This is a genomic window from Paenibacillus sp. ICGEB2008 (assembly GCF_000307675.1).
GTDB lineage: Bacteria > Bacillota > Bacilli > Paenibacillales > Paenibacillaceae > Paenibacillus > Paenibacillus polymyxa.
The window spans coordinates 108,430-134,307 of record NZ_AMQU01000004.1; the positions used below are offsets into that span (position 1 = coordinate 108,430).

The 25,878-nt window shown below is 46.0% G+C and carries 27 protein-coding genes and 1 pseudogene; 8 read left to right on the plus strand and 20 right to left on the minus strand.

Annotated elements, in window-relative coordinates; genetic code table 11:
* Window positions 1-182: 182 nt before the first annotated feature.
* Window positions 183-719: a hypothetical protein gene (locus C400_RS0102005; protein WP_017425827.1), complete on the plus strand. Its 537-nt coding sequence runs from the start codon at window positions 183-185 to the stop codon at window positions 717-719.
* A 135-nt stretch (window positions 720-854) separates the two neighbouring features.
* Here the strand turns inward: C400_RS0102005 and C400_RS0102010 are convergent, their stop codons facing one another.
* From C400_RS0102010 to C400_RS0102030, 5 genes are all read right to left on the minus strand, one after another.
* On the minus strand, window positions 855-1,184 hold the full coding sequence (locus C400_RS0102010; protein ID WP_016819756.1) for a carboxymuconolactone decarboxylase family protein: 330 nt from the start codon (window positions 1,182-1,184) through the stop codon (window positions 855-857).
* A 116-nt stretch (window positions 1,185-1,300) separates the two neighbouring features.
* The gene (locus C400_RS0102015) at window positions 1,301-1,522 is read right to left on the minus strand and encodes a hypothetical protein (RefSeq protein ID WP_016819755.1); all 222 of its coding nucleotides are present in this window, start codon (window positions 1,520-1,522) and stop codon (window positions 1,301-1,303) included.
* Between the two features lie 140 nt (window positions 1,523-1,662).
* Window positions 1,663-2,007 (minus strand): hypothetical protein, encoded by a 345-nt coding sequence (locus C400_RS0102020; protein ID WP_013370520.1) that lies wholly within the window; start codon window positions 2,005-2,007, stop codon window positions 1,663-1,665.
* A 101-nt stretch (window positions 2,008-2,108) separates the two neighbouring features.
* On the minus strand, window positions 2,109-2,681 hold the full coding sequence (locus tag C400_RS0102025; RefSeq protein WP_016819754.1) for a xanthine phosphoribosyltransferase: 573 nt from the start codon (window positions 2,679-2,681) through the stop codon (window positions 2,109-2,111).
* Window positions 2,669-3,373 carry a DedA family protein gene (locus tag C400_RS0102030; protein ID WP_017425828.1) on the minus strand — a complete coding sequence of 235 codons (705 nt, stop codon included), beginning with the start codon at window positions 3,371-3,373 and terminating at the stop codon, window positions 2,669-2,671. The genes C400_RS0102025 and C400_RS0102030 overlap by 13 nt, the downstream gene beginning before the upstream one ends.
* A gap of 141 nt (window positions 3,374-3,514) precedes the next feature.
* Between C400_RS0102030 and C400_RS0102035 the strand changes: the two genes are divergently transcribed.
* On the plus strand, window positions 3,515-4,621 hold the full coding sequence (locus C400_RS0102035; RefSeq protein WP_016819752.1) for a YkvI family membrane protein: 1,107 nt from the start codon (window positions 3,515-3,517) through the stop codon (window positions 4,619-4,621).
* On the opposite strand, the gene C400_RS0102040 is transcribed toward C400_RS0102035, so the two are convergent.
* Entirely contained in the window at window positions 4,618-5,742 is a 1,125-nt protein-coding gene (locus C400_RS0102040; protein ID WP_016819751.1) for a glycosyltransferase family 4 protein, read from the minus strand. The two genes, C400_RS0102035 and C400_RS0102040, sit on opposite strands and share 4 nt — an antisense overlap.
* Before the next feature lie 205 nt (window positions 5,743-5,947).
* Here C400_RS0102040 and C400_RS0102045 point away from each other — a divergent pair, with 205 nt between their 5' ends.
* Window positions 5,948-7,129: a GGDEF domain-containing protein gene (locus C400_RS0102045; protein ID WP_016819750.1), complete on the plus strand. Its 1,182-nt coding sequence runs from the start codon at window positions 5,948-5,950 to the stop codon at window positions 7,127-7,129.
* A gap of 125 nt (window positions 7,130-7,254) precedes the next feature.
* On the opposite strand, the gene C400_RS0102050 is transcribed toward C400_RS0102045, so the two are convergent.
* Complete coding sequence (locus tag C400_RS0102050) at window positions 7,255-8,037, minus strand: pseudouridine synthase (RefSeq protein ID WP_016819749.1); 783 nt, start codon at window positions 8,035-8,037, stop codon at window positions 7,255-7,257.
* A complete protein-coding gene (locus C400_RS0102055) occupies window positions 8,034-9,701 on the minus strand; it encodes an RsmB/NOP family class I SAM-dependent RNA methyltransferase (protein WP_017425830.1) in 1,668 nt (555 codons plus the stop codon). Before C400_RS0102055 ends, C400_RS0102050 begins: the two co-directional genes overlap by 4 nt.
* A 221-nt stretch (window positions 9,702-9,922) precedes the next feature.
* Between C400_RS0102055 and C400_RS0102060 the strand changes: the two genes are divergently transcribed.
* Window positions 9,923-10,393: a thioredoxin family protein gene (locus tag C400_RS0102060; protein WP_017425831.1), complete on the plus strand. Its 471-nt coding sequence runs from the start codon at window positions 9,923-9,925 to the stop codon at window positions 10,391-10,393.
* An 85-nt stretch (window positions 10,394-10,478) separates the two neighbouring features.
* Here C400_RS0102060 and C400_RS0102065 read toward each other — a convergent pair whose 3' ends face one another.
* The 3 genes from C400_RS0102065 to C400_RS0102075 are packed head-to-tail and all read right to left on the minus strand — an operon-like array spanning window position 10,479 to window position 12,990.
* A complete protein-coding gene (locus C400_RS0102065; RefSeq protein ID WP_017425832.1) occupies window positions 10,479-11,048 on the minus strand; it encodes a DUF309 domain-containing protein in 570 nt (189 codons plus the stop codon).
* Complete coding sequence (locus tag C400_RS0102070; RefSeq protein WP_016819745.1) at window positions 11,049-11,861, minus strand: GTP pyrophosphokinase; 813 nt, start codon at window positions 11,859-11,861, stop codon at window positions 11,049-11,051.
* 34 nt (window positions 11,862-11,895) lie between these two features.
* Entirely contained in the window at window positions 11,896-12,990 is a 1,095-nt protein-coding gene (locus C400_RS0102075; protein WP_016819744.1) for a quinone-dependent dihydroorotate dehydrogenase, read from the minus strand.
* 166 nt (window positions 12,991-13,156) lie between these two features.
* Between C400_RS0102075 and C400_RS27285 the strand changes: the two genes are divergently transcribed.
* Window positions 13,157-13,354 carry a hypothetical protein gene (locus tag C400_RS27285; RefSeq protein ID WP_162472768.1) on the plus strand — a complete coding sequence of 66 codons (198 nt, stop codon included), beginning with the start codon at window positions 13,157-13,159 and terminating at the stop codon, window positions 13,352-13,354.
* A gap of 27 nt (window positions 13,355-13,381) precedes the next feature.
* Here C400_RS27285 and C400_RS0102085 read toward each other — a convergent pair whose 3' ends face one another.
* From C400_RS0102085 to C400_RS0102095, 3 genes are all read right to left on the minus strand, one after another.
* Window positions 13,382-14,812, minus strand: a complete 1,431-nt coding sequence (locus C400_RS0102085; RefSeq protein WP_017425833.1) for a L,D-transpeptidase — start codon at window positions 14,810-14,812, stop codon at window positions 13,382-13,384.
* Window positions 14,813-14,968: 156 nt separating this feature from the next.
* On the minus strand, window positions 14,969-15,211 hold the full coding sequence (locus C400_RS0102090) for a ferredoxin (RefSeq protein WP_013309730.1): 243 nt from the start codon (window positions 15,209-15,211) through the stop codon (window positions 14,969-14,971).
* A 160-nt stretch (window positions 15,212-15,371) separates the two neighbouring features.
* On the minus strand, window positions 15,372-16,652 hold the full coding sequence (locus C400_RS0102095) for a DNA polymerase IV (RefSeq protein WP_016819741.1): 1,281 nt from the start codon (window positions 16,650-16,652) through the stop codon (window positions 15,372-15,374).
* Between the two features lie 292 nt (window positions 16,653-16,944).
* Here C400_RS0102095 and cimA point away from each other — a divergent pair, with 292 nt between their 5' ends.
* Window positions 16,945-18,561 carry a citramalate synthase gene (cimA, locus tag C400_RS0102100; RefSeq protein WP_016819740.1) on the plus strand — a complete coding sequence of 539 codons (1,617 nt, stop codon included), beginning with the start codon at window positions 16,945-16,947 and terminating at the stop codon, window positions 18,559-18,561.
* A gap of 56 nt (window positions 18,562-18,617) precedes the next feature.
* Here cimA and C400_RS0102105 read toward each other — a convergent pair whose 3' ends face one another.
* From C400_RS0102105 to C400_RS0102120, 4 genes and pseudogenes are all read right to left on the minus strand, one after another.
* The gene (locus tag C400_RS0102105; RefSeq protein WP_232795299.1) at window positions 18,618-19,217 is read right to left on the minus strand and encodes a TlpA family protein disulfide reductase; all 600 of its coding nucleotides are present in this window, start codon (window positions 19,215-19,217) and stop codon (window positions 18,618-18,620) included.
* A 203-nt stretch (window positions 19,218-19,420) separates the two neighbouring features.
* Window positions 19,421-20,157, minus strand: a pseudogene (locus C400_RS0102110) (exonuclease domain-containing protein).
* Entirely contained in the window at window positions 20,154-21,236 is a 1,083-nt protein-coding gene (locus C400_RS0102115; protein ID WP_017425836.1) for a DUF294 nucleotidyltransferase-like domain-containing protein, read from the minus strand. Before C400_RS0102115 ends, C400_RS0102110 begins: the two are co-directional and overlap by 4 nt.
* A gap of 48 nt (window positions 21,237-21,284) precedes the next feature.
* Window positions 21,285-22,688 (minus strand): ammonium transporter, encoded by a 1,404-nt coding sequence (locus C400_RS0102120; RefSeq protein ID WP_017425837.1) that lies wholly within the window; start codon window positions 22,686-22,688, stop codon window positions 21,285-21,287.
* Window positions 22,689-22,982: 294 nt separating this feature from the next.
* Between C400_RS0102120 and C400_RS0102130 the strand changes: the two genes are divergently transcribed.
* Both C400_RS0102130 and C400_RS0102135 read left to right on the plus strand, forming a co-directional pair.
* A complete protein-coding gene (locus C400_RS0102130) occupies window positions 22,983-23,414 on the plus strand; it encodes a MerR family transcriptional regulator (RefSeq protein ID WP_023988024.1) in 432 nt (143 codons plus the stop codon).
* A gap of 42 nt (window positions 23,415-23,456) precedes the next feature.
* Entirely contained in the window at window positions 23,457-24,128 is a 672-nt protein-coding gene (locus tag C400_RS0102135; protein ID WP_016819733.1) for a zinc metallopeptidase, read from the plus strand.
* 97 nt (window positions 24,129-24,225) lie between these two features.
* Here C400_RS0102135 and C400_RS0102140 read toward each other — a convergent pair whose 3' ends face one another.
* Window positions 24,226-25,155 carry a LysR family transcriptional regulator gene (locus C400_RS0102140; protein WP_025364562.1) on the minus strand — a complete coding sequence of 310 codons (930 nt, stop codon included), beginning with the start codon at window positions 25,153-25,155 and terminating at the stop codon, window positions 24,226-24,228.
* A 98-nt stretch (window positions 25,156-25,253) separates the two neighbouring features.
* Window positions 25,254-25,877 carry a rhomboid family intramembrane serine protease gene (locus C400_RS0102145; RefSeq protein ID WP_016819731.1) on the minus strand — a complete coding sequence of 208 codons (624 nt, stop codon included), beginning with the start codon at window positions 25,875-25,877 and terminating at the stop codon, window positions 25,254-25,256.
* Between the last annotated feature and the right edge of the window lies 1 nt (window position 25,878).

Sequence of the window (25,878 nt, forward strand, 5' to 3'; positions counted from 1 at the left end):
TAGCGACAAGATAGATCATACCATGCTCAAATAAAGTTGTCAAACCTTTTATTTTTCTTTATTTATTCTTGATAAAAAAGGAATAATACGATAATATAAGAATATGAGTTCCTACGAACTTATGTTCTTTCACTTCGATGACTATGAATTATCATCACATTTCCCTAAGGCGGTGAATGGTAATGATCTCTTCAGATACTACTCAGCATCCATGCTCTCTTGTGAAAAGTTATCTACTCCTTACCTTTATACAAAAAGTATTTGAGCGTGACAGCCTAATTCTTGAGGAAAGCGGCGTGCTGAAAACCCCTGATCTTTATGTCGAAATGGTTAACGCAGGAATAGATCGTACCGGAATCCTGCTATCTGAAATCAAACATGAATTTAAGAAGTATCACATTCGTGTTCTAGACATCCAACAAAACCACTCCGGCGCTCACGCCACCTATATATATAAAGGCGTCAAAGAACAGTTCCGTATGCCTATGTCCGCATTCCGCAAAGAAATGTATGAACGAATGCGAGCTTATTTGGGGCTCCCTACCTCTTTGCCTCATACGGCAGCTCTACCTTTACCAGAGAAATATCACCCCGAATTACCCAATAACTCAACCCCCAAACCCCTACGCGTTGTTGGGCGAAGTTGGGTTGCATCCTCTTCTGCCTACAAGCATAAATCCCCTCGCCCTGCTGCTTTTGCTGCAAGTAAAAGAGCATAATCCCCGCACTACACGCAAAAAGAAGCTTCCGCAGGCACTAACTGTGCTCGGAAGCTTCTTTTCATAACCATCATTTGTTGAGATCAATCTATGTCCGCTATTACGATTATAAGTTATCTGTATGAATGATTCGCTTTAATGTAACGCCTTCTGTACACGGGTAACCCCTTGACTTAGAGCATGTCCTCCACCAACTGCAGCAGCTACAGCAACGGTCTCCATAATCTCCTGATCACTGGCTCCTTTGGAGCGCGCCTCATTCACATGATAAAACGTACACACCTCATTGTTGGCAAATAAGCCAATACCTAGCGCAATCAGTTGCTTGGTTTTTTCATCTAAACTGCCGGCTTGAAAGCATTCTCCGGTAAAGCGATGATAGGCATGAACTACCTCGGGCAACTTATCTTCCAAATGGCTGATTTGATCCTTGTATGCATGTACTTTTTCGTCCATAACCGTCATTGACACAGCACGCCCTCTCTGTTGAGTTTTCCTTCATTACTGTGTCCGATTTAGAGTTTCTGTATGCCTAATGAAACACACCGTTTTTTAGCCAATCCCCATTGGGAACTCGTTTCTTAATCCAGATCTATCGGATTGTGACGCGGCTCGCTGAACGGCTGATATGTATAGCTGCGATCCAACTTGACTACACGTCGATTCTGGCGGCGAATAAGCACCTGTTCATCATCCCATGCCAGTACAATGCCAACCACATCGTTGGACTCCAATCCATCGCGTACGACGCGTACCTTTTCACCAGAAAGTCGATAAGCATCCAATTCTTCGTCCATTATCATTCATGTCCCCTCCTTATCCATTTTTTTCAACACAACGGCCATAATTTTATATGCATGAAAAAGTTTAAAAAGAGACCTAAACGAATCATTTAGGTCTCTTTCCGCTTACTACTTATATGGATTGCCAACAGAGCAACAAATTATCCCGACTGATTTACACTGTGATCATGTTCTTTTGTATCGTTCTTCTCGTACCAGAAGTCCAGCACTTGTGCAGACAACACTCGCTGTTCTACATACTCCACTTGGTGAGCAGTAAATTCTTCTTTCCAAGAGAAAGACAATTCTTCGCATAGGTTAACCAATGTCAGCAACTCAGACCAGGCCACATAGCGTTTATACCAAAAAAACTGAGGATGTTCAATCATATAGGGATACAAATCGTCGAATTCCGTATGCTTACAATCCAAGGCGCGTTCAAAATGCACTTTAGCCGCTGCCAGTTTTTCCAGAAAAAACTGTTCGGTCAATTGTTCATTCCCCATGTTGCTGCCTCCTCTCCCAAACCTTATATATATTATAAGCGAAATTGATGCTCATGCAAAGGTTATTATTAGAAATAAGGACCCGAAGCTTCGAATTGTTACTATTCAGCAAACTCTATCTTACCGTCAGCCAATGACGAAATTTTAACCAATGATTCTACACGAATGCCCTGCTCACGAATGGTTCTCGCTCCGGCCTGAAACATTTTTTCAACCGCAACTCCGAATCCAACCAACTCCGCTCCGGAGCGTTGAATAATTTTAACCATGCCTCGTGCCGCATCGCCATTAGCGATAATATCATCAATGAACAAGACACGATCATGCTCATGAATAAATTGACGAGACAACATAATATCTGTGACAATCCCTTTTGTAAACGAAGGTACACGCTCACACAGCGCATCTGGATCAGCTAATAAAGTCTTTTTACGACGAGCAAATACCAACGGTACACCCAACTCCAACGCTGTCGCAAACCCGATGGCAATGCCTGAGGATTCCACGGTCACTACTCTGGTGATCTTCTCTTCCCGGAAACGGGCTGCGAACTCTCGTCCCATTTCCATTGTCAGCTCTGGATCAACCTGGTGATTAAGCAATCCATCCAGCTTTAGTACCTGATCTGACGCAATCACACCTTCATTTAAAATTCGTTTCTTTAGTACTTCCATTCCATGACCTCCCACGGCATTCCTATGCGGTAAAAGTACCATACTTCACCCGTCGCTTTCAAGCTATAGCCTGTTTTCCATGCATTCATGTGATATTTTTTTTTACGTTTGTTCCAGAACCATGCGGTGATTCCTCCCAAAACGATTAAAAGAATAACGATAAGGCCCACCCGATGAGTCACCTTCTCCATCAGCTTAGCCACCTGTTCCCAGTGCATGCCCACCGCATGCCCGATCCCCAAAAATGTACCACACCACAGCAACGCTCCTGCTGACGCATAGCCGATATAGCGAAAAACACCTAGACGGGTTGTACCTGCCAGATAGGATGACACATGTCTCAAGCCGGGGACAAAATATCCGAACAAAATTCCCCAGGTACCATAGCGCCCGAACCAATTTTCGGAAGAAGCAATCCTGGAGGGCGTAAGCCTCACCCATTTACCGTATCGGTGCAATAGTGGTTTGCCCAGCAGACGACCCAATGTGTAGCTAAGCATCATGCCTGTCATACTACCGAAAAATGTGACTGCCAGCGCAGCAATAAAGTTGTAGTGTCCTTGAGACACGAGCCCGCCAAAGGCGATCATTAGCACTTCGTCGGGTATCGGCATACCAGCTACTCCAAGGGCAAGCAAGCCGAACATTGCCAAATATCCGTATTCCAGTATCCATGCAAGGATTTGACCCATAAATTACGCTCCCGTCAAGCTATTCATTAAATGCAGTATAATTATTTTCAGTCTCATCCAGTCATGTCCTATTTCAGTTGAACATAGTTTGTATTATATGCTCGCTGCAGCGTTATTCAAGCAGGCAAGGGGGGACTGGGAATGAAACGTAATATTCATGTTTTTCAGATTGCTTTTACATACATTGGTACAATCGTCGGTGCCGGCTTCGCTACCGGACAAGAAATATTGCAATTCTTTACGCAATATGGACGTTGGGCTACAATCACGATTATGCTGTCCACACTCATATTTGTATGGTTGGGTACGAAAATGATGCTGATCGCTCATGATATTTCAGCCCGCTCCTACGAGGATTTGAACAAGCACCTTTTTGGTGCCAATGCCGGAAAATGGATCAGCATATTCACACTTATTGTGCTGATTGGCGTGAACAGCGTCATGCTGGCAGGAGCCGGCTCTGTTTTTGTGGAGCACCTTCACCTGCACTACCAGACTGGACTGCTCATTACACTAATCGGAACTTACTTGCTGCTGAATAAAGGTATTAAAGCGATTTTGCATATGAACACCATTGTTGTCCCGCTGATGATCACTATATCTCTTTTGCTCGTTCACAGTACCCTTTCCATGCCCAATCCGCAAAGCTTTATTACGAATACGACAGACCACAGTGTGCTACGCACATGGATATCTCCGCTCCTGTACACGTCCTTCAATCTGGCTATGGCTCAGGCCGTGCTTGTCCCTCTAGGCAGCCAAACTTTCTCCCGTAAAACGATCCGCTGGGGCGGTGTTTTGGGCGGAATTGGTGTTGGCTTTATGCTGATGGCTGCACATTTTGTCATGTCAGCGCAAATGCCAGGCATTCAGCAATTTGAAATCCCTATGGGAAGCATTGCTTACCGTCTAGGCGCCCTTGTTGAAATCATATACATTCTACTCATTTTCATGGAGATCTTCAGTACCTTTGTGGCCGACATTTATGGAGTCAGTCTACAAATTCGTCAGCATGTCCAAATTTCGCCCAAGCTCATTACATTATTCATTATGCTCACCTGTTTTTTAATCAGTCAGTTCGGCTTCAGCTCACTGTTATCTGTGCTTTATCCTATTTTTGGAATGCTCAGTCTGATGTGGGTCAGTAAACTGATCTTAGCAGGACGCGGAAGACCTTTCCGCTCCTCACGTCCTCGCTCCAGCTTTCGGCATTCTGATTCCAAACCAGGTGATACCCGTCATGGTTAGTGCGGAAATTTCAAATACATTTTCTTCAGTTCGTTAACAGCACGACTTAATGAATAGCTTGATTTAGCCTTGTCGCAGGCGGATCTAGCCAGTTCATAACGATAGGCAGGGTCAGCGATGACCTTTTCTAATGCGTCTGCCAGTGCCTTCGGATTATCGGGTGGCACTAGCAGACCATTTACCCCATTTTCAATCTGCTCCGGTATTCCCCCTACTTCTGTACCTACCAATGCCAGACAGCTCAATGCCGCTTCTGCAAATACGGAGCCAAAGGCCTCCGCCCGCGAAGGCAATACAAATACATCAAAGAAAGGCATAAACTCTTCCGGGTGAAGAGTATATCCATAAAAAATCGTCTCATGGTATATATCTAGCTGTCGCGCCATCTCTTCCATCTCAGGCCGAATCGGACCATCACCAATGATATGAAGTACAAATTCCTGATTTCTTTTTTTCAGCTCAGCGCAAGCCTGTAATAGAATATCAAGTCCTTTGGCGGGAACAAGTCGGCAAACGGTTATAAGCTGTGTCACTTCATTTTCGTGAGGAATGGGCTTAAATCGCTTCTCATCATATCCATTTGGAATAACCACAACATCTTGCGGATACTGTACATAAGGTGTTAAGTAATGCTGAAAAGATTGCGATACTGCTATCAGGCGATCCGCCTTCTGTTCCATTTCTCGGTACAGTGACACTAAGAATTGGTGTTCAGGCCCGTTCTCCTCTATTTTCCCGTTCAGAATTAACTCCTTCTCATAGGAAGAGTGAATCGTCTGTACGAGCGGGGTATCAGGAAATACGTTTTTCATAGCTAGCCCGGCAATCGGATGATGAGCATGAATAAGGTCAAAGGGCTTCTGAATACGAAGCCGAGTCCACCACAAATAATCACGGTACGTCTGAATATATTTTTGAACGATAGGATATTGCTCATATCTCGTCCAGTCGAAGGTATCAAAGATTACTTCGTCCCTACCCTTGTTACGAATCCGTTTAGGGATTGAAAATAACTCCATTTCCCAACGGGGGGACGTAAATCGCTCTTGCAAATATGGAATCATGGATGAAACGCCTCCCGGTTGCTCGGGTGGGAAAAAGAGAGCTTGTAGCAATTTCATGAGTGCTTCCCCTTTCAAGCATTAAACTGCCCGGAACACAGGATATATGTATAGGTTTCCGGATTTTCTGAAAGATGATATATTGAGAATAAATGTTAGGCACAAAAGAAAATTATAACATTTTAACTGGAATAAATCCTGTCTATTGTATCGGAACGATATCGTCCGTTCAATAGATAGATTAATTTTACAAATGGAGTCGGTGATGTTGACATTGTTGTCCTTATTGGGAACCTTGGGCTCCCCATCTCTGGCCGGGGCCATAAGTGCAGCCTGCGGTTTGTATATTATACTCATGATGGCGCTAATGTGCGTGATCATATATAGCAGACAACGAAAAAAAGCCTATATCCTTTTTTCGGCTGCCGCTATTTTTATTATGACATATGAAGCGATGAATCTCTATTCGGCAGGCGGCGGCCAAATGCAACTGCAGGGAATCGTGTGGAAAAATGCTTTGGAGGCGTTTGCCTTCGTGCTCATCAATGCCGCTGTATTTCAGCTTTACCGAAAGCTAAAGCTTATGGAAAAATGGGTCTTGCTGTTGCTGGCTGCGTTATTAATACTGCCGGTAATGGCTTGGACTTTAGGTTTGCTGCCCACTTGGATTAGCCCAGTGAAGTTGGTTGGATTCACTTTGTTTTATCGAGTGTTAGTGCTTATATTAAGCCTTCTGTTCATCACCCCGCGAATCGGACAGCCAAAGAAATTTATGGCAGGCCTATTCACTTATCTGCTCTGGCTTGGTTTTCTCTGGCTGCGAAATGACATCCCTGAAGAAGCAGACGGATCAAACACAATCCTGTGGATGTCATTTTTACCATTGCTGTACTACACTACGTTATTTGTCATCCTGTTTGAACGGATTGTGGAGCTACTCCAAAGGATTTATCGTTCTTCCATTACCGATGGCCTGACAGGACTGTATAACCGTAAATATTTTTCGGGGCGACTACGACGATATATGGACCAGGGAATCCGCGTGTCGGTCATTTTTTGCGATATTGACAATTTCAAAAAGCTGAATGATACGCAGGGCCATGCTCGTGCGGATGAAGTTCTCAAGCAGGTGGCACAGATTATGGAGGACGAACTGGATGAAATCGGGCTGACCGGACGATACGGTGGCGAGGAACTGGTCGCAATGGTTGTGGATCGTCGGGCCAAGGTGGCGCTGGTCGCAGAACGAATCCGCGAACGTGTCGCTGAGGAAAGCATCGTCACTATCAGTGTCGGACACAGTACCGTGAAGAAGGAAATGAACCCGGATGAACTCGTCAAACAGGCCGATCAAGCCATGTACATATCCAAAACGACAGGCAAAAACAAGGTTACAGCTTATAAGGCAGCGGAAGTGAAACAAAATCGGGCAGCACGCGCACAATAATTCGCAAATTACGATTCGTTATCGAAGACTGCTTATGAATACTGCTCTGTCTAATTGTCTATATCATAAAATGACGCACAGGAATCTCGTACGAGTCTGTGCGTCATTTATATTTAATCTTACCATCAAGCTTCTGGTGTTGCGGAAACTATATCACGGCCGATCAATGCCAGTTCTTCGCTAGTCAGCTCTCGATAGCTGCCCAGTGGAAGCTGATCATCCAGCTTCAATGGCCCCATGGCTGTTCTTTTCAAGTAGGTCACTTTTTTACCAACCGCCTCGAACATGCGCTTCACTTGGTGAAACTTACCTTCATGGATTACAAGCGAAATATAGGAAATGACTTCCCCATCTGCCTGATGCGGCTGTTCATGCCGAAGAATCGTCAACTGCGCGGGAAGGGTGACATACCCATCGTCCAGTTCCACTCCTGCTGTAAATTGAAGAATATCCTCCTCCGTGACATGTCCCGACACCGTAGCTTCATACGTTTTGGGGACATGACGCCTCGGAGATAGTAGTTCGTGCGCCAGCTTGCCATCGTTGGTCAATAACAATAGGCCTTCTGTATCTTTATCTAGCCGCCCTACTGGAAAAGGCTCGAAATGTCGTTCCTCCGCACTCAGCAAATCCAGCACCGTTCGTTCCCTCGTATCTTCGGTTGCAGATATAACACCTGGGGGCTTGTGCAGCATAATGTAAATATACTCTCTAAAAACAACAAGTTCGCCGTTCACTTCAATTTGATCTTGATATGGATGAACCTGTAAGCCGCTATCCTTGATGATCCGTCCGTTTACTGTGATCATACCTTGCTTTACCTGTCTCTTGATATCACTACGGGAACCATAGCCCATATGGGTTAAAATTTTGTCCAAACGCTGAGTTTGTCTTCCTTTTCCACTCATACCGATGTCCACCTCCAGCCTGTAGGATATTCATTTTTAAGCATGCCGTCCTGCCATTTGCCCCACCCGGCCGAATAACCATCAATACACACAAGAGTATAGCCCTTGGGTTGGACTTCATTCCGAAGCTCCATTCTCTCAACAGGGATGGACAAGGTTTCACCTTTTAAATACCGGATGGCTTCAGCGTCCGAGCTGGAAAGGTTGATGCTTCTAACCGCCTCAAAAGGGCGCAAAGCCACCGCCAGTGGGTGTGAAGGTACAAAACGACCATTCTTATCGGTTCCCATAAACCAGCCCGGACGTACCACCTTAAGCCCGTCCAAACGATGTGATGCCAGCGGCGACTGATAAATGCGATCTCCGTAGACCACCGTGTAGCCTGCAAATGAAACCTCCAACTGCTCCTGAACAAATTGATGATAAGATTCCAACACATCATGCGGGGAGCGTACAGCAGATTTTGCATTTTCTTTGCCCATACGTGACTTGTTACCATCAAAGCCGCGCGCGGTCTTTCCTTTGCCTGACTTTCCGCCCATTCCTTTTCCGGTTCGTTTAGGCTCATCAGTCGTGCGCCTTCCTTGGCCACTTGGGAGTAGCGCTTCCTTGACGGGCAAATGTTGCTTCTTCTGCGGATACGCTGCTTCTATGTTTAATACTCTGTCATTCTTGTTCGTAAATGGAGCCAGATCCCCTGTTTCAGTAAGATCTGCTGTCGAACCGACACGAGCACCACCCTGATGCTGCAATACAGCGATAAAATGGCCTTCCCCCTCTATAAGATGCGGCCAGAGGCGTGCTGTCCCCCGCAGTTCCGGATGTGCCGATGCAATTTTTTCATTCACCCATTCCGGGTGGCCTGGTGCAAAACCTGCTTCTGAAGGAACAGGGACTACGTTAAAATCGGGATGAGCCTCCAGAAATTCCGCAATCATTCCTTCATTCTCTTCCGGGGCAAAGGTGCAGGTCGAATAGACAATTCTTCCCCCATCGCTCAGCATTGAGGCCGCTACACGCAAAATGTCCCGTTGCATGACCACACATTTTTCCACCGAGTGTGTCTCCCATTGTTTGGCCATATCTTCATCCTTACGGAACATGCCTTCTCCCGAACAAGGTGCGTCAATTAAAATCTTGTTAAAAAAATGAGGAAAAGCATCTGCGATACGATCAGGGCTCTCATTCAATACCACGGCATTGCGCACACCGTACAATTCCACATTTTTAGCCAACGCCTTGGTTCGATCGGCGCTAATATCATTGGTCACCAGTATGCCGCTTCCTTGCAGTTTGGCTGCGATTTGGGTTGATTTCCCTCCCGGTGCAGCGCACAAGTCCAAAACAGCTTCACCCTGAGCTACATTGAGCAGTTCAACTGGAGACATGGCACTCGGTTCCTGTACATAGTACAACCCAGCATGATAGTAAGGGTGAAGTCCAGGCTTAGTGCCGTGCGGAATGTAAAAACCTGTGGGGCACCACGGAATCGGCCGCAGTTCGAACGGAGAACGTTCCTTAAAGTCCTCTACTGGAATTTTTAATGTATTGACGCGAATCCCGGCATGGGGCGTGTGGTCATAGGCAGCCATAAAAGCCTCAAATTCATCACCGAGCAGTTGTTCCATGCGCTTTACAAATGCTGTGGGGAGCTGTACACCCATAATCGTAATCATCCTGTCCTGTTAAAATAAATTTTATTGTACCATAATCAACCTGTTATCCGGCAATATCTGTGTGATTTACAAACTTTCACTACAAGCTGTAATGTTGTATAATAATGAGATTCATAGTTACATATTTTAGATTTTGATAGGAGAGATTCCATTGAACGCACAAAAATCCAACAAAAAAAAAGCTTATCCCTGTCATTGGCTTTTTTGTTGTGCTTGTCATTTTGCTTGGAGTGCTGCTCGCTTTAAACTCGGGCACTAAAAACAAGCTGTACGGCGTTTCCACAGCCTCGTTAAATCCTGCTACCCAGGAACTGCTAAATGATCCGAACTATCAGCAAATTATTAAGCCAGAAGATTTACAAAGTAAAATTGACAAAAAGGAAAGCTTTTTCGTCTATCATTTCGCTTCCGACTGTGTTCACTGCCGTGCCACTACTCCCAAGCTCATGCCTTTGAGCAAGCAGGAGAATATCACGATGCACGAATTTAACCTACGTGAGTATGAGGCTGGCTGGGACAAGTACAAGATTGAGTATACTCCCACGCTTGTTTATTACGAAAAAGGCGTGGAAAAGGAACGTATGGTAGGTGGGTTGAAGGAAAGTCCTTCAGACAACGGATACACACTAGACGATTTCAAAGCCTTCTTTGAGAAATATAAAAAGAACGTGACCTCTTAGATAAATCTCCTCACGTCTGACAATGATAAAGCAGCCCGATCCCTATAAAACGGATCGGGCTGCTCGTTTATTATACGCTACAACATCAAGGCGCATCCTTCGTTTCCATCTGGGCTGAGCGTAAGCTGCCAGCGGCCTGTCTTCGCCTAATCGAAGCTTCCAGCGCCTGCTGACGCTGTTCATGCTTTTCCCCACGCCGAGGACCTCTCTGCTGAGGGTTGTTGACCGGAACGGACAATGATGCCTTCTCCACGGCCCGACGCAGCCCGGGCTCGACAATTTCAATCGTCAAGTCCCGATAAATCGGCGGTTGACGATGAAGCTCTTCCGAACCTTCCATAACAGCTTCAGCAAGCTGCCGGGCGCAAGCGCGCGCCTCGTCTACCAGCTTCGCCATATTAATGCCCAGCGCGTGCGAAGAAGCATGTTCCAGCCTATGTACCGCACTGTCCAGCATCATGTATCCACCACGATAGTTACCATTGCGAAAATGATACAGTCCTACAGCAATTTGCAGCAAACCTTTATATACAGGGTCTCGGTCCAGCTTAAGCCACAGCTCTTCCAGTACCTCATGACATTCAAAGTAATCCCGATCCCGATTGAAGTATACTAAATAAGTCACGTACAACGGTTCATAGGAAGGGTTCACCATTTAAAACTCATCCCTGTCTTCTTCCTTAGTTGAAGCTTCCAGCATCTCCTTGACCTCATCATGCAGCTGCTTGATTCCTTCCATGTCGTGCCGCTCCCACAGTTCATTAAATCTGCGCTGCGCCTCAATCGTTTCACTAATTTTATGGTAGAAATACAGACGATGCATGCCTGTTAGGACTTTGGATACGATATTGGCTTCATCCTCAAACTTCTTCTGTGCTTCCAATATTTCAAGGCGGATGGAAGACATTTCATTATCCAGCACAAAGGCTGCCTCAGCCGCTTTTTTCAGCCGGGCTCGCATATCATCCGGTAAGCTCTCACGATACTTATAGCTTAGAGAATGCTCTATGGTTGCCCAAAAATTCATAGCCAACGTACGGATTTGAATTTCGGCTAGTACGATCTTTAACCCCACTGCTGTCTGAACCGGGTACTCCACAATCATATGAAAGCTGCGATAGCCGCTATCTTTATAATTGGTGATATAGTCCTTTTCATACAATACCGTCAAATCCTTACGTCTTCGAATATATTCGGCTACCCGCCGGATATCCTCTACGAATTGACACATAATGCGAATGCCGGCGATATCCTCGATCCCCGTCTCCAGCTGATCAGGTGGAACCTGTAATCTCTTCGCCTTATCGAGGATGCTGGATATTTTTTTAACCCGTCCAGTTACGAATTCGATAGGAGCGTATTCCTCGCGCTTTTTCAGCTCCGCACGCATTGTTTTGAACTTGACCTTAAGCTCTTCCACCGCCTGATCGTATGGCAGCAAAAATGTTCCCCAGTCTCTTCCGTCCATCCCCGTACCTCCTGTCTCTTCCGACAACACTTTTTTATCTGTGAGCTGCACCAACAGCCTCGGTAATATGTCTAAAGCCGTCCTTTCGAAGCAGCTCACGCAGACCGGCATGTATAGCCCGGTTTACTTCCGGCCCCTCATAGATCAATGCTGTATAAATTTCAATCAGGCTAGCGCCTGCTTTAATTTTGTCATAGGCATCACGACTGGTAAAAATACCGCCTGATCCAATAATAGGCAGCTTCCCTTCCGTCTGGCGGTACACCCGTCCAATGACCTCTGTGGAACGGTCACGTAGCGGCTTACCACTCAATCCTCCGGTTTCACTTGCATTCCGATGCGTCAGACCAGTTCTGGATATCGTCGTGTTCGTTGCAATAATGCCGTCCACTCCGCTAGCTGCAATCGCATCTGTCATATATTCCAATTCCTCGTCCGATACATCCGGCGCAATTTTGACCAGTACAGACTTGGCTTTACCATACTTTGTCGCCTGAACTCCCATCTCTGCCCGAACCGCTTCCAGTAATGACTTCAGTTCACTGCCATGCTGGAGTTTTCGTAAATCCGGAGTATTGGGTGAACTAATGTTCACTACAAAGAAGTCCGCATACGGATACAGTGCGGAAATACACTTCTCATAGTCCTTATGAGCATCCTCATTTGGCGTGACTTTATTTTTGCCGATATTAACAGCAACCGGTACAGGTCGATGTTTAAGGGTAGCCAAACGTTGGGCCATGCTCTCAGCACCCAGATTGTTAAAGCCCATCCGATTGACTAATGCCTCATCGGGAGGCAGTCGAAACAAACGGGGCTGATCATTGCCGGGCTGTCCGACAGGTGTCACCGTGCCTACTTCCATAAAACCAAAACCGATGGAAGAAAAACCGGCAACCGCTTCAGCATTTTTATCCAGTCCCGCAGCCAGTCCAATCGGGTTGGGAAAATGAATGTCAAACAGGTCAACGGCAAGATCTTCCGTTTCCTTGACTCCATACATCCCTCGCAACGTCGCCGCACCACCAGGAAGTGAGCCAGCATGTTTTAAGCCGTCAATGACTACATGATGGGCCCTCTCTGGACTCATTTTGAAAAAAACAGGTTTCGCGATCCTTCGATACAACACGATTCATCCACTCCGTTCTATGCCCTTGCACAATCCTAAAAAAACATCTCTACAAAATAGTTTAGCTTTTTCCATACCAAAAAGAAAGTAATTTGCGAGGTCCAACATCAGAACAATTCAGTTGTCATGGAGATGTCATTGAAAATGTATAATCAAACCATTTACAATGGACATAGTAAGACAGGATCTTAGCCCGCAAGAAAAGAGGGATGCTGATATGAAGACCAAGCGTAAACCGCCCAGTCTGCAAAAGAAAAAGGATGAGGTGAACAAGAAAGCGATCGTATGGACCGCCATCAGCTTTGTTCTACTCATCATTGTGATTGTTCTGGTCATTGTTTTAGCACAAGCAGGAAATCGTTAATCAACAAGTAGCAGCGGCACCACAACGTTAATTTAGCCATTGATAGGTTTTGCGGGGATTCGTCTGGTCGTGCTGCGGCTCACTCGTAAATCGGGAACCAGGTACAAGCACTTGATCAGGCAGTCCCCCGTTACCAATGACCACCTCCGTACCTGAAGGTACGAATGCAAACAATTCCTCCACGTCTTCCTTCCCCATGCGGACACAACCCAGTGACTCATTTTTGCCGATACTGTCTGGCTCGTTCGTACCATGGATAGCATAATTCGTTGCAGACAGTTGCATACCACGGCTACCAAACTCACCGTTGGATTTGCCGTTCGGATTTACGACTTTATCGGTAATCACAAATTTCCCTTCCGGTGTTCTTTCTCCGCCCAAACCGATGGGATAATTGCGAATAAGTATATTGCCGCTCACCAATGCTAGCCTGTGTTTGGATTTGTCTACCACAATTCGTAGCGGTTGCCCCAGAAAAGGCCGTCCGTGCAATGACGATGCCAGCAGTAGACTGCTTTCAGCCGCTGAGCCAGCGTTCTGATCTCCTGCCTTCCCTGTTCCCTGTGCTGGAGAAGCAAGTAAATTGCGCATAGGTGTAAAAGCCTTCGTCATCCCGTCTGTCGTACCGTACATCGTGTTATTGGGAAAATCTCGGGTCAGTTCCTCAAGACTCTGGGGAAGACGTTGATGCTGCGAGCGATAAGCACGCATGGCGCTATTCAGCACAGCCAGCTCTTCCTGTCCGGCAGCCCATTTTAGACCTGTTATGCGGAGTTTCTCACTGTCCGACGGCTTGCAAGCACATGCAGCGGCGTCGTAAGACTGAACAGCTAATCCGCCGTTTCCCTTGTTCTGTACACTAAGTAACGGCTTCATGCCTTCTCTCCAGATCAGCCACGCCCCGCTCTGCTCCATGCCCAGCACCGTGGTCTTGGACGGCATTTGACTCGTCTTTGCCAACATATCCGTAAGCGCTGTTCCAGCCCCACTTCCTTGCCTGGCTTGAGCCGTAAACACACCACCAACATAAGTCTCACCGTTCTGCGTCCTCTCCTTTGGATCTGCAGTAGCCACTTTTGCAACTTCGGCATGATCAATCGCTGCGTCCTCAGTTCCGGATGGAACGGATGCGCTCTCAGGTAAAGTGCTCGGTGAATTGGCTGAAGGGACCCAGATGAGCAGAAGTACCATTAACGCAGTTAGAAGGTGGCGTGTTCGAGCGGTTCTCCGCTCCTTCTCCTTGGACATCTGAACCAGTTTATCCTGATATTCCATCCATACGTCTGCCGGAATCTGTTTATGCTCAAAGGCTTCGAACACTTCCCCTGCACGATTGAAGCAATAATTTGCTTTGCCCTCCTGGCCGCTGCTTTCATACTCTTTACCGAGTAAATACCAGGCCATTTTATTATCAGGGTGCTTTTTTACATACGATTTAAGATGAGGCGAATGGTCCATCGGATCCTCCTGATCGTGTAATCTTGCTTACTATTATGTATATCGGTCACAATAGGTCTGATGGACAGCACATAAAAAAACAGCACCGCCAGCATACTTTCACCGTTATACGGCGAAGGGTACTGGCGGTGCTATGCCTGTCCAAAAAACTTACACTTAACCTTCTTTATTAAAAGGTTCGTCTGCAACTTTGATGGAATCTGTAGGGCAACCGTCACAAGCATCCTGCATATCATCAAACAGGTCTTCCGAGATCGCCTTGATGCCTTGGTTTGCATCCCCTTCAAAGATCACTTCAGCCAAACCTTCATCATCATAATCATAGATGTCTGGTGCTGTAGCGCCGCAGGCTCCGCAAGCAATGCATGTATCTTTTTCTACCCAAGTGTATTTAGCCATAACTTTTCTCTTCCTCCTATACAATCGAACAAACCAGCTTTTGCATTCTATTCACATATTAATACAAACCCAATATTATTACAAATTATTTTCCTTTATCCTTCATGCAAAAAACGCTTATAGCGTGTGTTACTGATACAACAATAACCCTCCCCGAAGTTCACTCTGGAGTGGGTAGATTGTCTTTTTGCAGCGAAGTTCCGCGCAACTTGGAATTACGAAGAAGTACCGAAGGATCATCTCCCAGCATCCCCGCAGTCAAAATCGCATTTTCACCAAACTTATCGCGCAGCGCATCCATCGTTTTCAGTAAACTTTCTTTTTTAGGCTGGTCCTGGTATTCAAATAGATCTAATTGAACAGCCGCTTCCTCCTTAGGGATGAGCTGTTGCAGCGTAATCCCCAACAAACGCACCGGCTTATCCTCTCCCCAATGGCGACGATACAATGCACAAGCTTCCTTATATATGTCTTCTGCACTTTCCGTAGGCGTACTCCTGACTTGAGAACGCGTAAAGGTCTTCATATCTGGGGTCCGAATCGTCAGTTGAATACCTCCTGCCAGCATACCGTGCCGTCGAAGCCGCCGGGCTACCTGATCACTAATGTTAAGCAGTACCCTTTGGGCTTCTTCGAGCTTTACTACATCCATAGGCAAGGTGGTGGTGTGCCCGATGGATTTGTTTGGCTCCCGCTCAGTGCTGACTGGAGAATGATTAATTCCGTTTGCCGCCAATTTTAACCAAGAACCCGTTACACCAAATATGCTAACCAGCATGTGTTCATCTGCCTTAGCCAGTTGCCCAATGGTACGAATGTTCATTTGTAGAAGCTTGTCTGCCGTTTTTCGGCCCACACCAAACAACTGCCCACATGGAAGGTTCCACAAAATGTTGGGTACATCACGCAAACGTAGAACAGATATCCCGCGTGGCTTTTTCAGATCAGAGGCCATTTTGGCCAGTAGTTTGTTGGGCGCTACCCCAATTGAACAAGGCAAGCCTAGCTCTTCTTCTACTCTACGCTGGATTTCCTCGGCAATATCCAAAGGTGTTCCAAACTGCTTGGAACCGGAAATATCTAGATAACATTCATCAATTGAAGTTGCTTCCAGCATAGGCGTATACGAGTAAGCAATACTCATAAATGCTTTGGAATAACGACGGTATAAATGAAAATCAGGCTGTATTACGATGAGCTGCGGACAAATCCGGCGAGCCTGCTGAACAACCATCCCTGTTGAAATGCCCAATCGTCGTGCTTCATAAGAGCAGGTTACAATTACACCCTTGCGCAGCTCACTGCTGCCTGCCACTGCGGTAGGCAATCCTTTATATTTTTCCGGCTCCTCCGCTGCATGAACGGAACAATAAAATGCGTTCATATCCACATGCAGAATAACTCGTCCACCAACCGGATAATAAGCACTGACATCTTTCATGCTCAACCCTTCTTTTTAACTGTAATTCACTCGTTAGATCAGGAATATGTCCTTTGATTTTATACTTGGGTTACCCTTGAATGCTATTCCTATTTTACATAAAAAATATAGGTTTTGTGTTCAAAAAAGATAATTATATATTACATTTGAAGTCATTAGTTGTTATAATCGACTATCATACGAACACGACAAACTAACGCTTTCCTGTTTTTAAGCGTTAAACAACTAAATTAATGTGCTTAAAAAAGCAGAGCATCACCAATCTGAGCAATCCGCGAAGGAGGAGTCCCTCATGTCCACCGCTATTTCTATCTTTGACACAACGCTGCGAGACGGCACTCAAGGAGAAGGAATTAGCTTGTCTGCTGATGACAAATTGAAAATCGCCAAAAAACTCGATGATCTCGGTGTTCACTATATTGAAGGCGGGATTCCCGGGAGCAACAGCAAGGATATCGAATTTTTCAAACGGGTACAAGAGCTGGGGCTTCAGGCAAAAATTGTCGCCTTCGGCAGCACGCGCCGCAAAGATAGCATCGCAGCGCAAGATGTCAATCTGCAACGGATTCTGGAATCCGGCGCTCAGGCCGCTACTCTAGTCGGTAAATCATGGGATTTTCATGTACACACTGCTTTACAGACAACATTGGAGGAAAATCTGTCTATGATTTACGACTCCATCGCCTTTTTAAAGCAAGGGGGCATGGAGGTTATTTTTGATGCCGAGCATTTTTTTGACGGATATAAAAACAACCCCGAGTATGCACTCGCCGTTATGAAAAAAGCTGAGGAAGCAGGCGCGGATTGGCTCGTGATGTGTGATACCAACGGCGGTACCCTGCCACATGAAATACAGGAAATTGTTACTACGCTGCAAAGCCAGGTAACGAAGTCACAGTTGGGCATTCATACACACAATGACTGCGAATTGGCAGTAGCCAACTCACTAAGTGCTGTTCAAGCAGGTGCAAGGCAGGTCCAAGGCACCATCAACGGCTACGGTGAACGATGTGGTAACGCCAACCTCTGCTCCGTCATTCCGAACTTGCAGCTCAAACTGGGCTACGACTGTCTAGATCCCGAGAAGCTAAAACAACTCCACAATACAGCTCGCTTTGTGAGCGAAGTCGCCAACGTCAATCTGCCTGTAAACCAGCCTTATGTTGGCAATGCTGCTTTTGCCCATAAGGGGGGCATTCATGTGTCAGCTATTCTGCGCGACTCACGAACCTATGAGCACATCGCTCCCGAACTGGTGGGGAACAAGCAGCGGGTCTTGGTCTCCGAATTGGCCGGACAAAGCAACGTTGTGTCCAAGGCGCAAGAACTGGGCATCACCCTTGATCCGTCCAGTGATGAGGCACGTGGCGTCATTAGTCGTATCAAGGAGCTTGAGCATCAGGGATATCAGTTTGAAGGCGCGGATGCTTCGCTGGAATTGCTTATTCGTGAAGCTGGCGGTGAAGTAAAGGAAATGTTCTCATTTGAATCCTTTAAAGTGCTAGTGGAAAAAACAGCGGGCCGATCGGTCGTCTCCGAGGCCTTCTTAAAACTGAATGTTGCAGGGACAAGTGTCTATACCGCAGCTGAAGGGAATGGTCCTGTCAATGCACTTGATAACGCACTCCGCAAGGCTCTTTCTCAATATTTCCCAGCCTTGCGGGACATGCATTTGGCTGACTATAAGGTGCGTGTGCTTGACGAAAAAGACGCCACTGCCGCCAAGGTACGCGTGCTCATTGAGTCCAAAAATTACGAGGACGTCTGGAGTAACGTAGGTGTATCTGAAAATGTTATTGAAGCGAGCTGGGAAGCTCTCTTGGACAGCTTCCGTTACGCATTGCTGGAAGCGCCAACTCCAAAAAATGAACAAACAGAGCTTACTCATCACGGTTTAGTTAACCACTAATCAAATACAAGCATGAGCTAATAGAGTGACTTTGGCGGTCTAATCGGCCCCTAAAGTCACTTTATTTTTTGAAGAGCTTCTATTTTACCCTCCAATTCCCGTTCACTGAGCATGCCGATTATGATTTCTCGTACCTGTCCATGATGGTCAATCATTACATGAGTTGGAAAAGCCGCTCCTCCAAATTGTTCAAAAAATGCTCCTTGTTCATCCAGTAAAATGGGGAATCGGAGGGCCAAAGAACGGGAAAACTTCTGCACATCCTCTAATCGATCATAGCGGGTTACATTGATGCCATACACATCTACAGCATGTTTGTATTTACTATACAATTCATTCAGCATAGGCGCTTCTAATCGGCACGGATCGCACCACGAAGCCCAAAAGCTAATGATCATCGCTTTATTTCGCGGAGCCCCTACATCGTAGGACTTGCCGTTTAATCCCTTTAAAATCATAGAAGGAAGCTGTTGCCCAAGTTTGATTCTTTTCATTACCCCTGCCGCATCTGATTCAGTCCCTACATTCTTCTCAATTTCAAGCTCTTTTTCACCCTTGTATTTTTCTTCCAACCGTGCATTTCTCACGGGAAGGCTTGCTGCATTGACTGTGTTTGCAATAATTCCCCATGAAGCCCCGACCATAACCAATACCATTATTGCTCTGATGAAAAGAAATCTTTTCAAAGTCTTATCACCTACCTTTCATCTAAATGACCTTTATCCTTCCCCATAGGATGCCCATACTACTCCCACCTCTAACCTTCTACAATCTGAACAGGACACAAAAAAACAGCAAACCCACGAAAATCGCGAACTTGCTGTTATTATGTGAGGTCAGATGTTATGCCTTGTACTGATCAGGCATGGCTTAAATGCGCGTAGATATCTGCCAAATTGGTCACATTACGCTTCAGCATTTCCTGAACATACGCCACCCATAGCTTAGCGGTCATCTTCGCATCCTCTAACGCATGATGCCGCCCTTCAATCGGAATGGATTGATAGGCCAACAATTCATCCAACTATAGGTTTGGTGTTGCTGTGGCTCCAGCCATTTGGCGAGCATCATTGTGTCTAGTACACGGTGAGTTAACTGAACTTTAGATGTTTTCCATAGCGCAGCATTTAAAAAGGCCTTATCATGAGCGCTAGCATGCGCTACAAGCACCCGTCCACCTACAAAGGACATAAAGTCATGTAGTCCATTCATAAGCGGCGGAGCTTCATCCGTCATTTCCCGGGTAATCCCAGTAAGCTCAGTGATGTGTTTAGGAATTTCAGTCCGCGGATTAACAAGCGTATAAAACTGCTCTTTTTCCATAATCACATCCCCGACTACCCGAATCGCTCCGAACGATAAAATCTCATCTCCATGCTGTGCCGAAAATCCCGTTGTCTCCAGATCAAAAACTACCGTCTCCAAACGCTCCAGCGGGGTACGCAATACTTCAGAACGCCGTTGTTCCCGTGTTAAGGACCGAATAAACGCCATCTGCTGAGCCGTAGGAGCCCCCATTACAGATGCGATTGCCGACGGTACCCCTCCTCTGCGGAGAGCACTCCAGAAGCCACCTCCCTGCGCTGGTTCCTTCATGACCTTCTCCCTTCCATAAATCGCAGCTGCCTTTGCAACGCACGATGCAGCCGTCGTACTGTCGAAAGAGCCTCGCGCAGCTCATGCCAGCCTTTCCCTTGCTTCAGCGGCTTGACGGCCAAATAGCCATTACTGAGAAGCAATCCACCCTTCTCCTTTACCGGAGTAGCCATTCGAAGCTGAAGTGCATTCCGAAAAGCTCGCTCGCAAGCATCAAGTAAAGGCAACGGTGCCGCTTCAAGTGATGCGAGACGCCTGAGCCTTTTCAAGGTAGAAGTTTCCTCTACACCATGTTGCAATGCCAAAAAACGGACGGCGTTCACCAACGGAATGTATAACCCATATTTCACATCAAAATCACCTGCATGCTCACCGAATCGCTCGGTAACGATCTGACCTAAAATATTAAGTGTCGCTTTATGCCTTACCGTGTTCCTAAGTACGGCTGAAGGTAAATCGGGATGTTTTCGGAACAACTTATAAAAACTTCGCTTCCATTCTGCAGACAATTGCTGATCGCCTGCGATATGTCTCATATCAGACGAGATAATAAGATAACGAATCGGCTCCCAAGCAAAATCTTCCGACCATTTGGATAGCTGTTCTTGCCATCCAGACAATGTATGGCGCCACAATGGCTCTGAACACATCACTTTCCCCTCGCATTTGGGATATCCCAAATACTCTAGCATCGCAGACACTCTGCGACCAAACTCGCTGAAATACAATTCTTTGTCAGCAGACACAAGGTCACTGATAATCATACCGTTATCCTGGTCACTCCACAGCGTCGATTCCGAGCGCCCCATGCTTCCGAAGGCTATAAATGCGTAAGGGACGGGAGGAGGCCCAAAGCCATCCTCAACCATCCCTTTTTCGCACATTTGTACAGCTCTGGCCGCGATGCGGTCATGCATTTCATTCGCCGTTCGTAACCAGTCTGATAACGGAGCGGAGGCTTGGGAAGCCAGCAGCCATTTCTGAGAATCGATCCTGGCCTGCCTTAAGGACTCAGGTGTGTCTGCATGATCAATCGCTTCGGCGGAACTCACCCAAGGGGCCATATTTTGCAGTTCCATACTTCCATCTCCTCCGCTCACCCATACTGGCTCTTTATATTTTACATATTAGCTGACAATTCCAGAACGCTTTTCAGCTTCGGTAACTAACTTCATTTGCTCTGGATAGCCGTACGTACCGTGTTCACTGATATCAAGTCCCATCGTTTCTTCCTCTTCCGTAACGCGAATCCCCATAATTGCTTTCATCGCACCCAGAATAATGAAGGAAATGACGAATACGAATGCCAAAGTACCAATTAGCCCAAGCAACTGTACTCCTAATTGCGTAAAACCACCACCATAGAACAGGCCCGCTTGACCTACACCTGTTATTTTTACAAGCTCAGGAGTAGCGAAAAACCCTGTGGATACCGCGCCCCACATCCCTGCAACGCCATGTACGGAGAAAGCATATACCGGGTCATCTACTCTCGCACGCTCAAACCATTGCGCTGTGAAGAATGTGACGATCCCTGCAACTGCGCCAATGACCAATGCCGCCCAAGGTGCTACAAAGGCACAAGAACCTGTGATGGCAACCAAGGCTGCCAGTACACCGTTTAGCATAGCTGGAATATCTGCTTTTCCGTATACCATCCAAGATACGAGCAATGCGAAAACTCCGCCTGCCGCCGCAGCAATATTTGTAGTCAGGGCTACATATCCAAAGAATCCGTCATTCATCGCAGAAACAGCACTACCTGGGTTAAATCCAAACCAGCCAAACCAGAGAATAATAACACCCAAGATAGAGTACACCTGATTATGACCAGGGATAATGTTCGGCTTGCCATCTTTATTAAACTTGCCCAGACGCGGTTTGAGCAGCAGCGTAGCGACGAGTGCTGCCGTAGCACCTGTCAGATGGACTACTGTTGAACCAGCGTAATCCTGCATTCCCAACTTGCCAAGCCAGCCACCGCCCCATACCCAGTGAGCTACAACTGGATAGATCACGATGGAGAACAAAATACCGAAAATAATGTATACACTTAATTTTGCACGCTCTGCCATCCCCCCGCATGCGATCGAAAGAGATACCGCAGCAAAAGCAAAGTGAAACAAAAACATAATCGTAATTGGAACATCCAAACCTGAAAGAGTATCAAACGATGCAGCAGCATCTGTCCCGCTCATGAAGAAACCCGTCAGCCCCATAAATCCGTTACCACCATCATTGCCGAAGCCGAAGCCAAATCCGAGAGCCCAGAAGGACAAAGCCGCAACACCCGTCGTGAGAATCGTTTTACCAGCGACATGACCCGCGTTCTTCATTCGTGTCGAGCCTGCCTCCAGTAATGCAAATCCCGCTTGCATGAAAAATACAAGTATAAATGCCAAGAACGTAAAGGCCGTGTTTAGTCCAGCTTGAAGTTGGATATTTGTGGGCCCGTCAGCAGCGAACGCACCTACAGGAAAAGCCAGAACCGTCAGCATGGCCAATAATACAACTAACCACTTTTTTCTCATGAAGACCACTCCCTCGAATGTTAGGTTTCTTTACATTTCGTGAAATTCTTATTGTCATTATAAGCAGAATACATGAAAGTTGACAAGATTTTTTTTTATTATGTTAAAAAAATAAGCCTTTAAATCTTTCATGTCATATTTTCTAACTATATAAATAGCTCGTTTGTGTTCATCAAAAGCATAACGTTTGACTGTATGGTTGAGGATCATGTAAAATATCCTTTATAAACTCTCGGTTTAAGATGTTATTATTGAAGATTGAACGAAGAGCGCGAGGTGAAGACAGATGGGGATATGAAGCTATATCGAATTGGCGAACTAGCCAAAGCGGCTGGTGTCAGCGAACGAACGATTGATTATTACACTAAACTCGGTTTGATCACGCCTGAAGAACGATCATTGAAAAATTATCGGCTTTATAATGATGAAACCTTAAACAGGCTTGAACGTATTAACCAAATGAAACAAGAGAAGTATAGCCTCGAGGAAATCAGACAGACACTGATTAAATGGAACTCCGTTGCAGGAGAAGAGCACGTTACTGACAAACTAACGAGTCTAGAAATGCACATGCAGCGTCTAGAGCGTGAAGTCAATGAACTACAACCTCTTCTCGGACAGCTCAAGCCTGTCCAAGCTCGCAAGCTGCTTACCGGTCTTTTGCCACAAAGCGCTGCTTGTATTGAGGCTTTGAAGTATCTGTTGGAGCATAGTTCTATGATGTAGATACCCGAGCTAGTAGTATGAATAATAATGGAGGGTTGCTTTATGATGGGTATGTATATATTGATTATTCTTGCGTTCGGATTATCCTTATGGGCGCAATTTCGTGTAAAAGGTACGTTTAACAAATGGTCTGATGTTCCAAACGAAAATGGACTGACTGGTTATGATGCAGCTCGGCACATGCTGGATCGTAATGGCTTGCACGATGTGCCTATTGAGCCAGTACCTGGCGCGCTATCTGACCATTATGATCCGATACAACGAGTGGTGCGCTTGTCTGAGCCCGTTTATTACGAAAAATCCATTTCTGCGGTTGCTGTGGCTTGCCATGAAGTCGGTCATGCCATCCAACATAAAGAGCATTATCCTATGCTGGCACTTCGCCACCGGATTTTTCCGATTGTAAACTTTGCTTCCGGGATTGCACCATTTCTGCTGATTGCCGGTTTCTTATTTAGCTTTACAAACCTGATCGGTCTGGGTATTATCTTCTTCTCGGCTACTGTTGCTTTTCAATTAATTACATTGCCAGTTGAGTTTAATGCTTCTAATCGCGCACGGGAAATCATGGTTTCTGAAGGATTTATCCGTAGTGATGAAGAACGTGGTATAGCTAAAGTTTTAAATGCTGCTGCATTGACCTATGTGGCTGCAGCTCTCGTTTCCTTGCTGGAACTGATCCGCCTAATCGGCATCTTTAATAGCCGGGATTAATCACTTGTGTTGCAAAAAAGGTTGTTCCTCCACCAATGACGGTAGAGGAACAACCTTTTTTTCATGATCTTAAGCCAATAAACTATACTTAGTACCCTCAATCTGCTTTTGCCGTTTTGTTCGAAGTAGCAGCATTACCATGAAGGCCAAAATATTGCAATAGAAAAGTTCGGAACGATTTAGCAACTAATGGAAGCTTGTCATCTCTGCGATGAATCAAGCCAATCGTTCTTGTCACCTCTGGATCAACAATCGACACCCTTGCAGGTTGCAACGGGTTAGTCTGAAACAGCGCCATTTCAGGCAGAAGACTAACCCCCATACCTGCAGCTACTAATCCGCGAATCGTATCAGTCTCTTCGCCTTCAAAAGCAATATCCGGTGTAAATCCAGCCTCCAGACAGGCCTGCCAGACAATCGGGCGTAACGAATATCCATCTCTGAACAAGATGAATTTTTCTCCCTTAAGCTGGCTCAATGTGATGTGTTCGGCTGAAGCCAAAGGATGATTAGGCGGGAGAACTGCAAATAACTCCTCGGTTAACACCACATCCCCCTCGACATGGTCATGTCGATCTGGAAAAGGAGATACAAAAGCCAAATCCACCTCACCCGCTAACACATCACGAATTAAACTCGGGTACATTCCTTGTTTAAATCTGAATTTAACATTGGGATACCGCTTACGGAATTCAGCCACCACTGTAGGAATAAGATGAATCCCCAAACTGTGCGGAAAACCGATACGGATTTCGCCCCCCTCAGGGTCTAAAAACTCATGCACTTCCAAAACAGCCCGCTCCAGGTCTTTCATGATCGTTTCCACCCGTTTGCAAAATAGCTGTCCCACTGGCGTAAGCTGCAGATTGCGACCCTTTTGCATAAAAAGATTAACTCCCAGCTCTTCTTCAAGCTGATGAATTTGCCGACTTACCGCAGATTGCGCCACATGTAGCTCCTCGGCTGCCTGAGTGACATGTTCTTTTTGCGCTACTTTCATGAAGTATTGCAACTGTCGTAATTCCACTCCGATATTCGCTCCAATCTGTTTTTCAACATCCGAAAGAAGATGTCCATCGAACATCATCCTCTTTCTTACCCTGATAACTTACGATAAAGCTGTCTTTAGTGACGTTTGCGCTGGCCAGTTAATCTAATCAGTAATCCATAAAAGAAAAACCCACTGAGCAATCCCCCAAAGTGAGCGGTCCAGTTAATGTTCGCTACAGCAAAAGAAAACAGAATACCAAACCCAAGCAACGTGTACAGCGTTTTGCGCGAAGCATCATCCATCAAGGAACGTTGGAATAAGGCAACGTACAGAAACGCCCCATAGATGCCATAAATCGCTCCTGAGGCTCCTACAGAGACTGTCGTTTCCGCCAGCATGTTGTAATGTGCAATGGACAGTATATTCCCTACAATGCCCGTGACTAGATACAATAACACATATCGTAAGGACCCGAGCAAACGCTCCAGTGGAGGAGCGAATACAAGTATTGCAAAGGAATTAAACAGAAGATGATCAAAGCCTGCATGTAAAAACATAGCTGACACATACCGCCACAGCTGGTCAGTGAATGGCGCCTCATTAATCAAAGCCCCATACCGGATCAGCGTCAAACTATTTTCCGATCCACCTTGCACGGTCAGTACAATAAACATCACAATATTGATAAGCAAAATCAGACAGGTTACCGGGTAAAACCGTAAATAACTTTTCCAGTTCTCATAACGTAAAAAAATCAAG

What these genes read in the sequence shown, in the direction of transcription:
- C400_RS0102005 (WP_017425827.1), top strand. Translation starts at nt 183, where the DNA reads ATGATCTCTTCAGATACTACTCAGCATCCATGCTCTCTTGTGAAAAGT.
- C400_RS0102010 (WP_016819756.1), bottom strand. Translation starts at nt 1,184, where the DNA reads ATGACGGTTATGGACGAAAAAGTACATGCATACAAGGATCAAATCAGC.
- C400_RS0102015 (WP_016819755.1), bottom strand. Translation starts at nt 1,522, where the DNA reads ATGATAATGGACGAAGAATTGGATGCTTATCGACTTTCTGGTGAAAAG.
- C400_RS0102020 (WP_013370520.1), bottom strand. Translation starts at nt 2,007, where the DNA reads ATGGGGAATGAACAATTGACCGAACAGTTTTTTCTGGAAAAACTGGCA.
- C400_RS0102025 (WP_016819754.1), bottom strand. Translation starts at nt 2,681, where the DNA reads ATGGAAGTACTAAAGAAACGAATTTTAAATGAAGGTGTGATTGCGTCA.
- C400_RS0102030 (WP_017425828.1), bottom strand. Translation starts at nt 3,373, where the DNA reads ATGGGTCAAATCCTTGCATGGATACTGGAATACGGATATTTGGCAATG.
- C400_RS0102035 (WP_016819752.1), top strand. Translation starts at nt 3,515, where the DNA reads ATGAAACGTAATATTCATGTTTTTCAGATTGCTTTTACATACATTGGT.
- C400_RS0102040 (WP_016819751.1), bottom strand. Translation starts at nt 5,742, where the DNA reads ATGAAATTGCTACAAGCTCTCTTTTTCCCACCCGAGCAACCGGGAGGC.
- C400_RS0102045 (WP_016819750.1), top strand. Translation starts at nt 5,948, where the DNA reads ATGTTGACATTGTTGTCCTTATTGGGAACCTTGGGCTCCCCATCTCTG.
- C400_RS0102050 (WP_016819749.1), bottom strand. Translation starts at nt 8,037, where the DNA reads ATGAGTGGAAAAGGAAGACAAACTCAGCGTTTGGACAAAATTTTAACC.
- C400_RS0102055 (WP_017425830.1), bottom strand. Translation starts at nt 9,701, where the DNA reads ATGGGTGTACAGCTCCCCACAGCATTTGTAAAGCGCATGGAACAACTG.
- C400_RS0102065 (WP_017425832.1), bottom strand. Translation starts at nt 11,048, where the DNA reads ATGGTGAACCCTTCCTATGAACCGTTGTACGTGACTTATTTAGTATAC.
- C400_RS0102070 (WP_016819745.1), bottom strand. Translation starts at nt 11,861, where the DNA reads ATGGACGGAAGAGACTGGGGAACATTTTTGCTGCCATACGATCAGGCG.
- C400_RS27285 (WP_162472768.1), top strand. Translation starts at nt 13,157, where the DNA reads ATGGACATAGTAAGACAGGATCTTAGCCCGCAAGAAAAGAGGGATGCT.
- C400_RS0102085 (WP_017425833.1), bottom strand. Translation starts at nt 14,812, where the DNA reads ATGGACCATTCGCCTCATCTTAAATCGTATGTAAAAAAGCACCCTGAT.
- C400_RS0102090 (WP_013309730.1), bottom strand. Translation starts at nt 15,211, where the DNA reads ATGGCTAAATACACTTGGGTAGAAAAAGATACATGCATTGCTTGCGGA.
- C400_RS0102095 (WP_016819741.1), bottom strand. Translation starts at nt 16,652, where the DNA reads ATGAAAGATGTCAGTGCTTATTATCCGGTTGGTGGACGAGTTATTCTG.
- cimA (WP_016819740.1), top strand. Translation starts at nt 16,945, where the DNA reads ATGTCCACCGCTATTTCTATCTTTGACACAACGCTGCGAGACGGCACT.
- C400_RS0102105 (WP_232795299.1), bottom strand. Translation starts at nt 19,217, where the DNA reads ATGGTATTGGTTATGGTCGGGGCTTCATGGGGAATTATTGCAAACACA.
- C400_RS0102115 (WP_017425836.1), bottom strand. Translation starts at nt 21,236, where the DNA reads ATGGAACTGCAAAATATGGCCCCTTGGGTGAGTTCCGCCGAAGCGATT.
- C400_RS0102120 (WP_017425837.1), bottom strand. Translation starts at nt 22,688, where the DNA reads ATGAGAAAAAAGTGGTTAGTTGTATTATTGGCCATGCTGACGGTTCTG.
- C400_RS0102130 (WP_023988024.1), top strand. Translation starts at nt 22,983, where the DNA reads ATGAAGCTATATCGAATTGGCGAACTAGCCAAAGCGGCTGGTGTCAGC.
- C400_RS0102135 (WP_016819733.1), top strand. Translation starts at nt 23,457, where the DNA reads ATGATGGGTATGTATATATTGATTATTCTTGCGTTCGGATTATCCTTA.